A 15,320-nucleotide genomic window follows, 5' to 3' on the forward strand; every position below is an offset into this window, starting at 1 on the left:
TAAGGGTTTAAAGGTTTAAAGTGTTAATATGTTGTTTGTTATATATTGAATGTTGTATTTCTTTCTTCTTAATTTCTAGATTACCAATTTTCCGTTGTTGTAAATTCCGTAAGCTTTTCCTTTTGTTTTTTGCCCTAAAAAGGCTGAATTTTTTGATTTAGACAAGATGTTTTCTTTTGTAAACGTACCTTCTCCAGTAGGTGTAAAGAAACTTAATTCGGCTGTAGCATTTACTTCAATAATCTGTTTTGGTAAACCAAAGATATTTCTTGCGGCAGTTAATTTTTTTATAACCACTTCTAAAGGTAATACGGTAAGTAAAACTCCAAAAGCACTTTCTAAACCAATAGTTCCATCTTTAGCCATGTCAAATTCTAGTTTTTTATGTTCAATATCTAATGGATTATGGTCTGAAGTAATGCAATCAATAGTGTTGTCTAAAACAGCTTCAATGAGTGCTTTTCGGGTTGCTTCATCACGTAATGGGGGTGCTACTTTGTATCGAGAATCGAAACCAGATAAAACGTCTTCATTTAAAACCAAATGATGTATAGCAACACTACAAGTTACTTGTAACCCTTTGGCTTTTGCTTCTTTAAGTAAGGCTACCGATTTTTGAGTGGAAATAGTAGGAATGTGTAATTTTCCGCCTGTGTATTCTAATAAAAATAAGTTACGTGCAATGTGTAATTCTTCTGCTAATGTTGGTATGCCTTTTAAGCCTAATCGAGTTGAAGTAATGCCTTCATTTACAATTCCTTTACCTTTTAGAGAACTGTCTTGGCAAAAACTAATGACTAATCCGTCAAAATCTTGTAAATATTGTAGCGCAATTTTTTGAATATTAGCATCTTGAATCGCTTTGTTGTAATCTCCAAAAGCAATGGCGCCCGCATTTTTCATGTCGAACAGTTCGGCTAAATCTTGTCCTTCGCTATTTTTTGTTAGCGCACCAATAGGAAATAAGGTAGTAGCTTGTTCTTTGGCTCTTTCTAAAACAAATTTTACTTGCGCTTGATTGTCTATAACCGGAGAAGAATTTGGTTGTAAGGCTATGGCAGTAAAACCACTTTTAGCAGCTACTTGTAAACCGTGAGCAATGGTTTCACGATCTTCATAACCTGGTTCGCCTAAGGAAACAGAAGTATCAAACCAACCAGTAGAAACGTGTAAATTTTCTTTTTCTACTACCGTTGCGTCTTTAGGCGTAGCGATGCTTTTTGCAATTTCAGTGATGATTTCGTTTTCAATTTTAATATCTACGGTTTGGTTGTGGAACGAACTGTTTTGATCTTGTATAGTTGCTTGTTTAATTAAAACGGTGGTCATTTTACAAATTTTTGTATTAGTAGTTCAATCAATAAAAATAGGAGAGTTCCTAGAATAAACCATTTCCATAAAGCAGTATCGGTTCGTTTTGATTCTAAATCATTTAGAACAGTAGCGATATCATTTACGATGGTGGTTTTATCAAATAGTGTGTTGTTTTTGTTGTTTAAATCGCTTTCTGTTCGTGGGTAATTAAAACTAACTTCCTGTATGGTGTTTTCTGCTTGTTTAACGCTATAATTACCTGCTTTTTCTGGATAATCTCCAAAAGTAAGTTTTACTTTTGTGTTTACGATTTGTTGTTGCGGAATAAAGCTATATTCTGTATTACTTATACTAACTACTTCGTCTTTAGATAAAATAGCATCTATAATTAAGGTTTCGTTTTCGCCAATTGTAAAGGTATTGGTTTTCGAATTATTCCTTGCTTGTGCCATATTATAAAGAGTAGGTACAATTAAAGGAGAATTTTGAAAATTTGAATTCTGTTTGTTTATTGGAGCTGTAAAAACATATAGATTCCCCATTTTATTTGTTATGGAAAAGGCAAAATTAGTATTGTCTTCAAATTGTAAAATTGGCAATCCATTTCCAGAAGAAACAAACGATAGGTTTACTTTAGGATATTGAAAATTACTAATTTTCTTTTCAAAAACATTCTTATATAATGGATGACTAAAACTGATTTTAGTAATTTGTTTTTCGTTGTTGTTTTTTTGAGAAAATTGGTATGCACCAAATTTTTTTAAGAAACTATTTATATTTTGAACATTCGTTTCTTCTGAAGGAATTACAATAATAGTACCTCCTTTGTTATAAAATGATGCTAAAGTGGTAGTTAAAGCTTGTGGAATTTCTTTGATTTCGTTTAAAACGATAACTTGCTGATTTTCGATAGCATTGTAATTCAGTTGCGCTAATTCGCTTTGGGTAACCACAAATTCTTTTTCAGTTAAAATTTTATTCAGAAATTTATTTTTTTCGGATGTCCCTATGCAAATTACATTTTGTTTTTTAGGTTGAGAAATACTAAAATAAAAGGTATTATCGTACTCCAAACTATTGTCTTGCAATGTTACTTTACCATGAAAAGCGGCTTTTGGAATATTTATTTTTATTTCTTTTTCTGAAGTATCGAAAGTTACTTGAGATTTAGCTAATAATGCATCCTGATTGTATACTGCTAAAGAGACAGGTTCCGTTCTTTTTCCGTATGATTTTATCGAAATTGTAATTTCGTAGAAAGCGTCTAAAACTTGTGATAAGGAAACCTTTTCAATACTGCAATTATTTTTGTTTTCTGCTGAAGGGTTGTTAAAATACACTTCATTTTCTTTGCTAAGGGTTTCTATTTTTTTTGACTGTAAACCAACAGCATCCGTAATAATGATGTAGTCTTTTTTAGTATTTGGTTTTTTAGTTTCTACTTGTGTGAGCAAATAATCTAACTCGAATGGTAAAGCTGCGTAGTCTAGTTTTTGCAATTCATTTTGAATTGTTTTTCGATCCACGTCCCAGAATGCAGCATTATTTGTAAGTATAGAAAATGTTTGATTTTCAGGAAAAGTTTCTAAAATTTCTTGTACACTTCTTTTTAGTAATTCGCCACGACTTCCTTTGGCTTGCATGGAGAACGAATTATCTAATAAAAGAATGAGTTCGTTGTCTTTACTCTTGCTTTCTTTCGCTGTAAAAAAAGGTTGGGCAAAAGCCAAAATAAGTAAAGCTAAAAGAAGCAGACGAGTTGCAAGCAGCAACCATTTTTTTATGGTACTGCTTTTTCGTGTTTGTTGTTGTAATTGTCGCAGGAGTTTTACATTGGTAAAATATTCTTTTTTAAAGCGACGTAATTGAAATAAATGAACTAAAATTGGTAGTACCAATAGGAACAAAAAGTATAAAATCTCAGGATGTTTAAACTGCATGTATTTTAGGTTTATTTCAAGACCATAAATTTACGGTGTTCAAAAATACAAAAATGAAATGGTTTTTAAAGAAAAGTGTGTTATGGATGTTTATTTTTTTTAAGTTACTCTATCTTTAAGCGGATTTCATACATTAATTCAGATTGGATTGTGATATTCTGAAGTTCTCTATAATAACAAGATGCATTTGTCAAGCTGAACTTGTTTCAGCTTCTAAATAAGATTTAGATATAATAACATTATATCCAAATATGTGAAAGATTCCGAAACAAGTTCTGAATGACAAAAGGTGTTACTCTTTTGGTTTGTTTTTTCCGTTTTTAAAACGTATTTTTTCTACCACTGGTTCTTTTTTAGGAAGCGATTTTTTCTTGGGTTTCCCTTTAAAAGAAGTTGAGTTTTTCTTTGGATTATCTGTTTTAGGTTGCGTTTCTTTCTCTTCTTTTGAAGGAGCATTTTTATGACTTTTAATAACCTCCATAGGAACTTTTGGGTTCTCTTTGGTTCCTCTCAAATGAATGACTAATCCGTTTAAGAAATTGCGAAGTAGTTGATCTCCACATTCCATATAATTAGGATGGTTTTCATTTCTAAAAATGTTACCTAATTCTCCTTTAGACACTCTAAAGTCTACCAATTGTAATATTTCTACAATTTGATCATCTCTTAATTGTAGGGCAACACGTAATTTTTTGAAGATATCGTTATTTGTCATTTTAATTTCTATTGTTATTTAATTTAAGTTCTCGATACATTTTTTATTCTATTTCATTCCATAAAAAACACTCGAACTGACGTATGTTGTTATGCATATAGAATTTTCTCTTTTATTTATTATAAAAACACTCGAACTGACGTATGTTGTTATGCATATAGAATTTTCTCTTTTATTTATTATAAAAACACTCGAACTGACGTATGTTGTTATGCATATAGAATTTTCTCTTTTATTTATTATAAAAACACTCGAACTGACGTATGTTGTTATGCATATAGAATTTTCTCTTGTATTTATTATAAAACACTCGAATTAACGAATTAATGTATTACTTAAACTAATTAAATTAGTTTTTTTTATTTAGAAAAGCCAAAGATACGCTTTTGCAAATTCTTTTGACCAAAGTTTTTCATTGTGTTTTCCATTTGCTACAATTTTAGTTTTATGCAGATGCAGACAGTCGCAACGTTTTTGTCTAATAAGGTGAATCATTTTATTCATATTGTCTACCATACTTTCATCTTCGCTGTCGCCACACATAAAATAATATTTAGTATCTATTTTTTTAGTTTGTTCTGTAAGGGTGTAAATGTCATTGGTAAACCAAAATGATGGCGAAAAAACACCTACTTTTCCAAAAATATCAGGATATTTTAAACTTGCATAAAAAGAAACCAATCCGCCAAGTGAACTTCCCATAATTCCTGTGTTTTTTGAGTTTATTTTGGTACGATACACCGAATCTATATATGGTTTTAACGTTGTTACAATAAAATCCAAGTAATTGTCAGCTTCTCCACCACCATATTTATCATTCTTAAAAGGTGTAAGTTCGTTTATTCTTTTTTCATTACCATGTTCAATACCGACCACTATAATTTTTGCTTGTAAACTATCTAAGGTTTCATCGATTTTCCATTCTCCTGAAAAGGCTGTTTTTTCATCGAAAAGATTTTGAGCATCGTGCATATATAACACAGGATATTTCTTTTCGGATAGGTCATAATCAAGTGGAAGATATATCCAAATACGTTTGACGGTATCGAGTTGAGGTGCTTTAATTTCAAATTGGGAAAATCTTTTTTGGGACCAAAGACACCAAGATGTTAAAAAAAAGATAATGAAAAGAAAGCCGACTTTTTTCATTTTTAATTATATTTGGATTATAAAACTTAATAAAAGTACTGCTTTGATGGAAACCTACCAAGAAAAAATAAGTTTGTTACAAGAAATGATTGCATTTGCGTTAGTAGATGGCGAATTGCATGATAGAGAATATGATTTTATTGAAATGGTCTCTTTGGAATTAGAAATAGACAAGCCCACGTTTCATCAATTATTTGAAAATAGAGCAGAGGTGAAAGTGATTAAGGACGAGTTTAATAGAATATGTCAGTTTTACCGTTTGGCTTTATTAATGCATGCTGATGGTGTTTTACACGAAAGAGAGCAAATAAAGATTAATGAAATAGGAATTAATATGGGATTAAATCCTTATGCGATGAAAAGAGTATTGCATTTGATGAAAAAATCACCCAATCGAATGATTGATGGTCAAACGTTGCTTTCAGTTTTTGCGGAGCAACACAATTAAACAACTGAAATTTAGTCAGTTATATTATAAAAAAATCTTAAAATCAAGTCAAAATGTCTTTTAAAATTTAGTTTTTAGAGACATTTTGACTTTTTTTTATTTTGGAATGTAATTTGAGCTTTACTGGGAAACATGTTTAATTAAAAATTTAAAAGATATGAACTTAGTAAAAACAAATCCAAAGTTATTTTTTCCATCAGTAATGGATGATTTTTTCAAACCAGATTTTATGGGTGGAGTGCAAAGTTTTTCAAATACAATTCCAGCTGTAAATATTAAAGAAACTGAAACCGATTTTACCATTGAATTAGCCTCACCAGGATTAGACAAAGAAGATTTCAATATTGAATTGAATGAAAATGTGTTAACGATTTCTTCTGAGAAAAAATCAAACTCTGAATCTAAAAATGAAAATGGAAAATACACTCGAAAAGAGTTTAGTTTTTCTTCTTTCAAACGTGCTTTTACGTTACCAGAAACTATTAAAGAAGAAGATATTAAAGCAAATTATGAAAACGGTGTCTTGCATGTATCACTTCCTAAAAGAGAAGAAGCGTTACCAAAACCAAAACGTTTTATAGAAATTGGTTAATACAATACTAATTTTAAAAAAGCCTAATGTTTTGCATTAGGCTTTTTTTGTAAAACCAACTCAAATTTTAATTAGGAATATTAAAGAAATCGCATATTGCTTCATAGTTCATTTTTGTGTAATCGTTTGTTCCTTTTTTATTAGCAAGTACGCCTCCTGGTATAAGAACATATCTAAATTTAGCACCTAAACTAGGACTTATTTGTTGGTCATTAAGAGAACCACTAATTGCTTTTGCAGTAATATTAATATCTGAAGCACTAATACTTGCGCTTCCAAAACCAGCCGTAAATTGAGCCCCTCTAAAATCCAAAACGGGAAGTTGGTACACATTGCCATCCCCATAACCAGTAAAATAAACTAATAAAGTATGTGTGTTTTTGATGCTAGAAGCAGAAGGCATACTTGCAGGGAAATCGATACCCATATATTTTATAGAAGTAGAAGAGCCTGAAAAATTTGCAGGAATCCAATTGGAATAAATTACATTTGCTGTTCCTGCTGGTCCTTGAGGTCCAGTTGTGCCATCAGCACCATCTACACCATTGATACCATCTTTTCCATCTTCAGGAGAACAAGAAAAAAGACTTATTACAAGAATTAGAGACCAAAGTTTTAAAATTGTTGTTTTCATGTGTTTGTATTTATGTAAAGATTAATTTATTTTATAGAAAAAATTTTGCGTATAATTTTCACCGTCTTCATCGGTAATGATTACTTTAGTTGGATATCCTTCAGTATTGTATGTATATTCATACGAAGCATTACTAATTGTGCCACCAGGAGCTACAATGGTTGTATGAGTAAGATTATTATTACTGGTCCATTGTAGTGCATAGGCCGAGATATAATTAAATTTGATGGTTTGAAATAGAGAGAAAGGATAAGAAGGATTGATATAAAAGCTACCAAAGTGAAGGTTTTTAGCAATCTTTGAGAAAGGATTTTTTTTTGTATCGTAAGTAAAAATTTGAGTTTCAATAAGATTATAGGTTGCATTATCTGAACTTGAACTGAGGTTCATTTCTGAAATATTATTTTGTGTATTATAACTAAGATTATATTTATAATATTCATTTATTGTACTACTTACGACATGAATAATAATTTTGATTATTCTATTATTAGCATCATATGTCATATTTTTTGTTTCAGTAATACTCCCGCTAAAGTAATTGGTCGTTTGATTAATTAGTCTTCCTGAAGCATCATATTCTAGTAGTGTTTGTCCGTTTCCAGTACCATCATCAATTGAAGAAATTTGTTTTGAAGTATTGTATGTTAAAGAGGTATTGCCAATTGCGGTTACCATACCATTTGTATTTCTAGTAATTTCATTATTGATTTTAGTTATTATACTACTAGTAGGATCCAATGTTTCGAAGCCTATTAATTTATTTTCTGAATTGTATTGCAGTTGAAATTCATCAGATGAAAAAGAAAAGGTATAACTGCTTAAATAGGTTTCTTTTGTTGTATTGTCATCATCGTTGCTACAAGAGTAAAAACTGGCAAGCAAGATTAAAAAGACAATTGTTTTACTCATTTTTTTCATATAGTTAATTTTTATTTTTTCTTAAAAGTTGTTTTCGTTATCAGCTTATTTTTATGAATAATATTTAATTCATATTCTCCATTTTCTAAGTGATTAATATTTAAATAAATTTTATTGGTAGCGATGTTTTCAATTTTTGCCTCATATTTTGTAGGTTTTTTAGGCATCTTATAACTTTATTTTATTACCGTAAATTCAACTCTTCTGTTTTGTTTTTTACCTTCTTCAGTATTGTTACTTGCTATTGGATTACTTTCTCCTTTTCCTTCTGTAAGCATTCTAGATTTCTCAATACCAAAATTAGTATTCAAATAAATTTTCACACTTTCAGCTCTTTGTGAGGATAATCTTTGGTTATCAATTTCTTTGCCATCGCTATCGGTATGTCCTATAATTTTGATTTTTACAGATGGATTTTCTTTTAGCGCATTACCTAAATCAGATAAAACAGTTTTACTAGTATTTTTAATGGTAGCTTTATTTGAGTCAAAAAGAATTTCATTGGTTGAAAAAGTACCTGTCTCAATAAGTTTATGACGTGTATCTGCACCTGCTTCAGCTAATTTTAAATTAGAGATATAATACTTGTCTTCAGGATTGCCATAAGTATGCATGTAAAAAACAATATTGTTATAAGTGGTTTCTTGGAAAGCATTAGGTAAATCCCAAATTTTCTCTCCATTGACATACACTCGAAGCCTGTTTTTTTGTCTCCAAAATTGTACCTTAGCTGTGTTCAGATTGTGGTTAAAAGATTTTAAGTCAACATTGTTTTCCATTAAAAGCGCATGATTTGTAATTACTTTGAAACCAGAAACCCCCATTTTTCTGCTACCTGCTCCTTGTGGGTGAAGACTCACAATAACTCCTTCTTTGCCACTTTTAAAATCGCCCCATTGTGTATAATCGGTTTTCTTTTGAGAAGCAACAAATGCAATATTTAAGCCACTTGAGTAGAATGAAAAATTTTCTGTAGTGTAAATATCCACTTCAAAAGTGCAATTTTCAGGAAGTTTTGAAAAATGAATAGGAGTGTAGTTGCCTTTGTCGTTTAATTTGAGCCATTTTTCATTAGAGTCGGAAAAAGTTACTATTTCACCACTACTATTAGTGTACCAATTTACTGGAAAGTCGCCAATAGCATCTTGATTAAAATTTTCTGTTGCGATTATTTTTGTACCAGCCACAAAATCTTTGGCACTCGTAATGGTTGTTTTTTTACTTTCAGTTTTTGAATTGGTTTCTTCATTTTGAGAATCGTTTCCTTTTGTTTTTTTATCTTTCTTTTTCTTTTTTTCAAAAACTTTATCAATAGATTGATCTGTAGTTTCTTCCGATTTCTTTTCCACACGTCTTTCTACGGTGCGTTCTGCCGCTTTTTCCGCTTTTTCACTCAATTTTTTAAAGAATTGTGCGTTCGATTGGGTTACCAATAACAGTAAACCTAAAGTTAGTATTGTTTTCATAAAAGATGTTTTTAATGGTTTTAAGAACCTGCTAGAAGAGCTTTAAATGAACCTTGAGTTATATTTTTTTGAGGTAAGCCACAATCGTCTGTATTACCAGCAGAAAAAGTAAATGTTCCAGCAATTTCATTAGAAGAAATAGCAGTAATGGTTAAAGTACCCGAAGTACCACAAATTCCAGATTGATACACAACTACATCATTTTCATAGCTTAGTACGATAGTATTAGCGGTTGTGGTAGGAATTGTATAGGTTCCAACACCAATGCTATTATTTATTTTTAATTGAAATTTATGAATGCCTTGTACACAGGCTATTGTAATTGTATTTCCTGTTTTAGAAGCACCAAATTCGGGTATGGTTGCAGAAAAAGAGTTACCATCTATTTTTGTTTTAAAAAAATATCCTTCTGGAATGGTTGTGCTTGCATCATCGTCACTACTACAAGAGAATAGAGTTACTATAAAAAGTAGCATAATACATGTTTTAATACTTGTTTTCATATGTTTTTTGTTTTAATTGAATAAGACAAATTTGAACATAATCAAACTAAGACAATAGGAGTATTGTAACAAGGGTTATGACATATGTAACAAGTTATTTAAAGTCAATAAAATAAGAGGTTATAAGGTGAATTATGAGTTTTTTTCAATATATTCTGAAGGAGTACAATGGTACATTTCTTTAAAACATTTTGAGAAATACGACATATCATTAAAACCAACAGAATACGCAATTTCAGAAATATTGCCATTGCCTTTTTTAAGTAATTCTACAGCTGTTTTTAGCCTTTCCGTTCTTAAAAATTCGGTAGCACTTACACCTAATAAGGTTTTTAATTTTCGATGTAATTGCATGCGACTCATACCTACAGCTGAGGCAAAATTATCAGAAGTAAAATCTGAGTTGGGCACTTCTTTATGTAAAATTTCTTGTAATTTTTCTAAGAATTTTTCATCTATCGAATTAATAACAATATCAACAGGTTTTAAAACGAGTTCCTGACTGTATCGTTCTTGTAATTTTTTTCTTTCAGTAATAAGTTGGGTAACCGTAAGTTTTATAATTTCATGACGGAAAGGTTTCGTAAGGAAAGCATCTGCTGTGCTTTGTAATCCTTCCAAATGGGCTTCTTCTGCTGTTTTTGCAGTTAGTAATACTACGGGAATAAAAGAAGTGAGTTCGTTTGATTTTATCGCCTTGGTAAACTCATAACCGTTCATTTTGGGCATCATAATATCAGAAATGATACAATCTGGGATTTCTTTTTTGGCCATTTTTAAGGCTTTTTCACCATCTCCTGCTTCCAATATTTGAAAATTCTCTTTTAGGATATCTTTCAGTACAGAACGTATTTCTGAGTTGTCATCTGCAATTAATACTATAGGTAAATCATTCTCTGTAGTTTGATTTTCTATACTAGGCGTGTTTTCTTTCGTTACTACAATTGCATTTGCTGGAAATTTTTCAAGAGGTAGTAAAATGGTAAATTGGAGCTTTTGATTACTAACTTGAGTAAGAATTTCACCTTCATATAATTCGACTAATTCTTTTACCAATGCCAATCCGATGCCTGCTCCTTTTTCACTTTCATTCTTTTGATAAAAACGTTCAAAAAGTTGGTTGATTTCCTCTTTTTTAATGGAAACACCAGCGTTTGATATTGTTAATTTTAGTTTTTTATTTTCAATAGACGAATAAAATTCAATTTTTTGCCCAGTTGGTGTGTATTTAAAGGCGTTAGACAGAATATTAGTTACAATTTTTTCGACTACATCTTTATCAAAATAATGATTAGTCGTATTTTTTTCAATATTAATTTCAAAATTGATGTTGTTTTCCTTGGCTTGAAAGTCAAATGGTTCTGTTATAGAATGTAAGAACGAGCTACTATTTCCTTCTTTGAGTATCAATTTTAATTTTCCGCTATCAATTTTTGAAAGGGCTAATAATTGGTCGACTAATTCAAGCATTCGGTTAGCGTTTCTATCAATAAGTTGTAGTTGCTTTTTTTCGTCTTCATTTGAAATTACTTTTTGAAGATTTTGTACTGGACTTTTAATTAAAGTAAGTGGTGTTCTGAACTCATGAGAAATATTGGCAAAAAACTTAGATTTTAGTACATTTAATTCTTTGATCTTTCGAGCCGTTTTTAGTTGGTTTCTATAAACAAAAAATAAAGAAAAACCAGTTAAAAAAAGTAAACTGGCTAAAGCAATGTAGATGTATTTTTGTTTTTGAGCAAGTTTGTTTTCTGTAGAGAGCAGTTTAATTTCTTGTTCTTTTTTTTCAGTTTGAAATTTAGTTTCTAATTCTGCGATACTAATATTTGTTTTTTCGTCTACAATACTATCTCTATAAAGGTGATATTTTTTTTGAGATTCAAACGCGGCCTTATAATTGTTTTGTAAAGTATACACTTTAGTTAGGTTTTTGTAAACCTCGGAAATATTGGTTTTGCTATGAATGGCTTCACTAATTTTTAAAGCTTTGTTATAATAACTAATGGCTTCCTCTGAATTTTTTTTCAACGCAACCAAATGCATGCCAATAGCGATATATCGAAGTGCTAAAGATGCGGGATTATTATTTTTTTCTTCCAAAATTTTTACCGCTTTTTTTTCAAATTCAAGAGCTAATTCTCTATTTTCTGCATCACTGGCTATCAATGCAGACGTAATATAGGCTTGTACAATACGATCTTCATTTTTTGATTCTTCAGCATACGTAACGCATAATTCTTGGTACTTTTTAGCTTCTTTTGGATTGATTAAACGGTATAACTGACTTATATTGCAATATCCTAGTGCCAAATCATTGATGTCGCCATGTTTTTCTCTGTAATAAATAGATTTTTTAGCATATTCAATTGTTTTATCATTGTCTTTTAAACGATAATAAACTAGAGATAAATTGTTGTAAACGACTGCTAATTCTCCATAATTTAATTCTGGAAGGCTTTCATATATTTTAATCGATTGTATTAAACAATTAGTTTGATTAATTAAATCGTCTTTTAAGCCATAGGTATAACCAAAATCATTATAGGCTAGAGCTGCATAATACGATGGATGTTGGTTAAAATAATTTTGGGTACAAACTTGAAATAAGTCTATCGCTTCCTCTAATTTATTTTGGTACATTTTTATTTGTGCAGCATGTAAGGTTGCATGAGCGATAAGCAAAGGATTATTTAGTTTTTTACCAATTGCAGTTACTTTTTTATTAATAACTTCGGCTTGATCTAACTCATCATAATCGATAAAAATTTCTTCTTTTTTAAGTAAAGCATGTGCATATCCTTTTTCATATTTTTTTTCTTGTGCTAATTTTTCGGCTTTATTAGCATAAAAAACAGCAGAATCGTATTCAGCAAGGTTATGGAAACTTTCTGCTTTTTGTATATAGCTAAATATGGTTATAGAATCTTTTTTTGAAAATGTTTGCGCATAAAGTGTAGTTGGTACAACTAATAATAAGCTGGATAAAAAGAAATAACTGCTTGAAACAGCGTTTTTTAGTTGTTTTTTTTTCATGGTTTGATTGCTTATGATGTAAATTTAGACAATTATAATAAGAAAAAACTTTTTTTTATAAGAGTATTGTAACATAGTGTGTTACATAACTTTTGAAAGGGTTTATAAAAGTAAAAAGTACAAAAAACAAAACCGCTTATTTATGGTTTGTTTTTGTACTTTTAAAATAATTTGTAACAGTAAGTTTACTTCACGGGAGGCATCATTTGCGTAGCTAGTTCTTGTGCTCTAGAAGCAATTTCATCTTGAACTTCTTTAATTCTTTTTTCATAATTTTTTCTACAATCGCTTCCTGTTTGATGCGGTGGACAATTTTTTCTAGCCGTTCTTAATTGGGTTATTTCATCTTGTTTTCCTTTCAACCAATTGACAATGTTTTCGGTTTTGGCTTGACCTGAAGGCAAATAAAAATCAAAAGAAATTACTTTGTAGCCGTCTGTATTAATTCCCCACTCTTCAATTTGTTCTAAATGGGTTAATTTAGAAAGACCCTCTTCAAATTCGGTTATGGCTAAGAATTTTTGTCTTTTTTCTAATACATCTTTAAAAATTCCTACACCAAATCCCATTAAGGGAATACCAGTAGGAATTTGAGCTTCTTCTTTGGCAAACCAAAATGTGATTCGTTTTTGCGAACCATTATTATCAGTAAAAGTACCTCTGTAAGGTTCTAGCGGACTATTATTGGTTACCGTATTTGCATTCGCTTTGGCACTATTTAAGACTTCTAGACTTTTGCTATAATTATCGGTAAAAACATTTGAAAAAGTAAAACCAGAAGGTACTTTAATACAAATTTTTCCTTGTTCCTGATGTTCTACAAAAGCATACCAATCGTTTTGTGCATTGCGAATAAGAAAGTCAATTTTATATTGTTGTACATACGGATTGTTTTTTAAAGGTTGGAACAAGTCGTTGTTTTCAATATCTGTTCCGTGGATGTACATAGAGTTATCATTACTATTTACTTTATACGTGAAATTTCCTGATTTATTGTTGATGGAAATATATTGTTCTATTTCATAATCAAATTTAAAAATCCCTTTTGGTTCGAGAGGATTAATGGCAATTTTAGCTTTTAAATCAAAATATTTAGAATCATCAAAAGGAACACCCTGCTCGATAGTTGGTATCGATTGTTGTTTACCATCATAATTCCATACTACTTTCATTTCGTGTTGTAAATGAAGAGGAACATCTGTAGGAATTTCAAAAGGATTTGGAATAACACCTGTAACCATTCCTAATGCGGCTGTTGCACCTAAACCGAGTATAATTTTGACAGCTAATTTCATTTCAAGTATTATATTTTTTGAAATTCTACACGTCTATTTTTTGCTTTTCCGTCTGCAGAATTATTTTCGGCAACAGGTTCGTTTTCTCCACGTCCTTGAAACATAAAACGCGATTTATCTAAACCTTTGTTATCAATAAAATAATTCATCACAGCTGCCGCTCTAGATTTTGATAATGTCATGTTTTTTACGGAATCACCATCACTGTCTGTGTGACCAATAATATTCAAGCGAATCGCCTTGTCATCTTGTAATACTTTTGCCATTTTGTCTAAAAAGTCATACGATTCTTTTTTTATTTTATCTGAACCAGAATCAAATAAGATTTTAGTGGTTGAAAAGCCGCCTTTTAAAATTAAAGAGCGAAGATCTTCTCCTTCTTCTGTAATTTTAACATTTGCGATAGCTACAATATGATTTTCTTTTGGATCGGTACCTTTTAAATAAAATTGAATATAGTTCCCAAAATTATTGCTTAGGAAAGATGGTAAATCAATTGCTTTTTCGTTATCTAAATACACACGCAAGCGATTGTTGTTCACTACAACAGTAAAATGGGTTGTTGTATTGAATTTTTCCTGCATTTTAAACGGAATATTATTGTCTATTTTAGTATTTGTTTTTCCCCAGTTTTGCACATTTATTTGGTTACAAACATTAGAACCTTTCCATAATGAGAAGCTAAATTTTCCACCATTTTTTGGTTTGCTGATGGTTTGTTCGCTTGAAAAATTAATTCCAAATTGAGAACCAGATAGTCCTTTATAATCTAGGTTTTCAGTAACCAAATCAAATTCTAAAGCATAATTTTCAGGCAGTTTATTTGTTTTTGCAGTATAGTTTCCGTTTGGGTTAAGCTTAAATGCCTTATTTTGAACAACTTTGATAACTTCTCCACCAGAATTTGTATCCCAATTAGCTGGAAAATCACCAAAGTTATCTTGATTAAAATCATCTAAAAAAAGAATATCACCATTTGGAAAGAAACTGCTTCCTGTAACAATATCCTGACCATTTTTTGTAGAAGATGATGAAGACGATTTATTGGATTTTTTTTCTTTTTTACTATTCTTTTTTCCAGTTCCAAAAACACTGTCCATTGCTTGATCTGTTTTTTTTTCTGTTTCCTTTTCTACGCGTCTTTCAACGGTTCTTTCAGCGGCTCTTTCAGCTTTCTTTTTTAATTTGTCTATTAATTGTGCATTACAAATATTAGAACATAAAATTAAGAATAATGCGATATTACAATTTTTAATACTCATGATTTTAGATTTTATATGTTTGTTAGGCTTTTGTTTGTATTAAAGATA

General features: G+C 30.4%; 14 protein-coding genes. 2 read left to right on the plus strand and 12 right to left on the minus strand.

Annotation, left to right across the window (positions count from 1 at the left end; translation table 11 throughout):
* Positions 1-75: 75 nt before the first annotated feature.
* The 4 genes from CX675_RS10010 to CX675_RS10025 form a co-directional block, all read right to left on the minus strand.
* Positions 76-1,329 carry a dihydroorotase family protein gene (locus CX675_RS10010; RefSeq protein WP_130735096.1) on the minus strand — a complete coding sequence of 418 codons (1,254 nt, stop codon included), beginning with the start codon at positions 1,327-1,329 and terminating at the stop codon, positions 76-78.
* On the minus strand, positions 1,326-3,254 hold the full coding sequence (locus tag CX675_RS10015; RefSeq protein ID WP_130735097.1) for a VWA domain-containing protein: 1,929 nt from the start codon (positions 3,252-3,254) through the stop codon (positions 1,326-1,328). Before CX675_RS10015 ends, CX675_RS10010 begins: the two co-directional genes overlap by 4 nt.
* Positions 3,255-3,546: 292 nt before the next feature.
* Complete coding sequence (locus CX675_RS10020; RefSeq protein WP_130735098.1) at positions 3,547-3,969, minus strand: DUF1456 family protein; 423 nt, start codon at positions 3,967-3,969, stop codon at positions 3,547-3,549.
* A 363-nt stretch (positions 3,970-4,332) separates the two neighbouring features.
* Positions 4,333-5,118: an alpha/beta hydrolase gene (locus CX675_RS10025; RefSeq protein ID WP_130735099.1), complete on the minus strand. Its 786-nt coding sequence runs from the start codon at positions 5,116-5,118 to the stop codon at positions 4,333-4,335.
* On the opposite strand from CX675_RS10025, the gene CX675_RS10030 reads away from it, so the two are divergent.
* A complete protein-coding gene (locus CX675_RS10030; RefSeq protein ID WP_130735100.1) occupies positions 5,093-5,566 on the plus strand; it encodes a TerB family tellurite resistance protein in 474 nt (157 codons plus the stop codon). The genes CX675_RS10025 and CX675_RS10030 overlap by 26 nt on opposite strands.
* Before the next feature lie 157 nt (positions 5,567-5,723).
* Positions 5,724-6,158: an Hsp20/alpha crystallin family protein gene (locus tag CX675_RS10035; protein ID WP_130735101.1), complete on the plus strand. Its 435-nt coding sequence runs from the start codon at positions 5,724-5,726 to the stop codon at positions 6,156-6,158.
* A gap of 67 nt (positions 6,159-6,225) precedes the next feature.
* Here the strand turns inward: CX675_RS10035 and CX675_RS10040 are convergent, their stop codons facing one another.
* The 8 genes from CX675_RS10040 to CX675_RS10070 form a co-directional block, all read right to left on the minus strand.
* Positions 6,226-6,792: a hypothetical protein gene (locus tag CX675_RS10040; RefSeq protein ID WP_130735102.1), complete on the minus strand. Its 567-nt coding sequence runs from the start codon at positions 6,790-6,792 to the stop codon at positions 6,226-6,228.
* Between the two features lie 21 nt (positions 6,793-6,813).
* Complete coding sequence (locus CX675_RS10045) at positions 6,814-7,704, minus strand: hypothetical protein (protein ID WP_130735103.1); 891 nt, start codon at positions 7,702-7,704, stop codon at positions 6,814-6,816.
* A gap of 20 nt (positions 7,705-7,724) precedes the next feature.
* Positions 7,725-7,880 carry a hypothetical protein gene (locus CX675_RS19785; protein ID WP_165396018.1) on the minus strand — a complete coding sequence of 52 codons (156 nt, stop codon included), beginning with the start codon at positions 7,878-7,880 and terminating at the stop codon, positions 7,725-7,727.
* 9 nt (positions 7,881-7,889) lie between these two features.
* Complete coding sequence (locus tag CX675_RS10050; RefSeq protein ID WP_130735104.1) at positions 7,890-9,179, minus strand: OmpA family protein; 1,290 nt, start codon at positions 9,177-9,179, stop codon at positions 7,890-7,892.
* Between the two features lie 20 nt (positions 9,180-9,199).
* Positions 9,200-9,682 (minus strand): DUF6252 family protein, encoded by a 483-nt coding sequence (locus tag CX675_RS10055; protein ID WP_130735105.1) that lies wholly within the window; start codon positions 9,680-9,682, stop codon positions 9,200-9,202.
* 132 nt (positions 9,683-9,814) lie between these two features.
* Complete coding sequence (locus CX675_RS10060; RefSeq protein ID WP_130735106.1) at positions 9,815-12,715, minus strand: response regulator; 2,901 nt, start codon at positions 12,713-12,715, stop codon at positions 9,815-9,817.
* Between the two features lie 185 nt (positions 12,716-12,900).
* Positions 12,901-14,010: a hypothetical protein gene (locus tag CX675_RS10065; protein ID WP_130735107.1), complete on the minus strand. Its 1,110-nt coding sequence runs from the start codon at positions 14,008-14,010 to the stop codon at positions 12,901-12,903.
* Between the two features lie 8 nt (positions 14,011-14,018).
* On the minus strand, positions 14,019-15,272 hold the full coding sequence (locus tag CX675_RS10070; RefSeq protein WP_130735108.1) for an OmpA family protein: 1,254 nt from the start codon (positions 15,270-15,272) through the stop codon (positions 14,019-14,021).
* Positions 15,273-15,320 lie beyond the last annotated feature (48 nt).

This window comes from Flavobacterium sp. J27 (assembly GCF_004303025.1).
In the GTDB taxonomy this organism is placed as follows: Bacteria; Bacteroidota; Bacteroidia; order Flavobacteriales; family Flavobacteriaceae; genus Flavobacterium.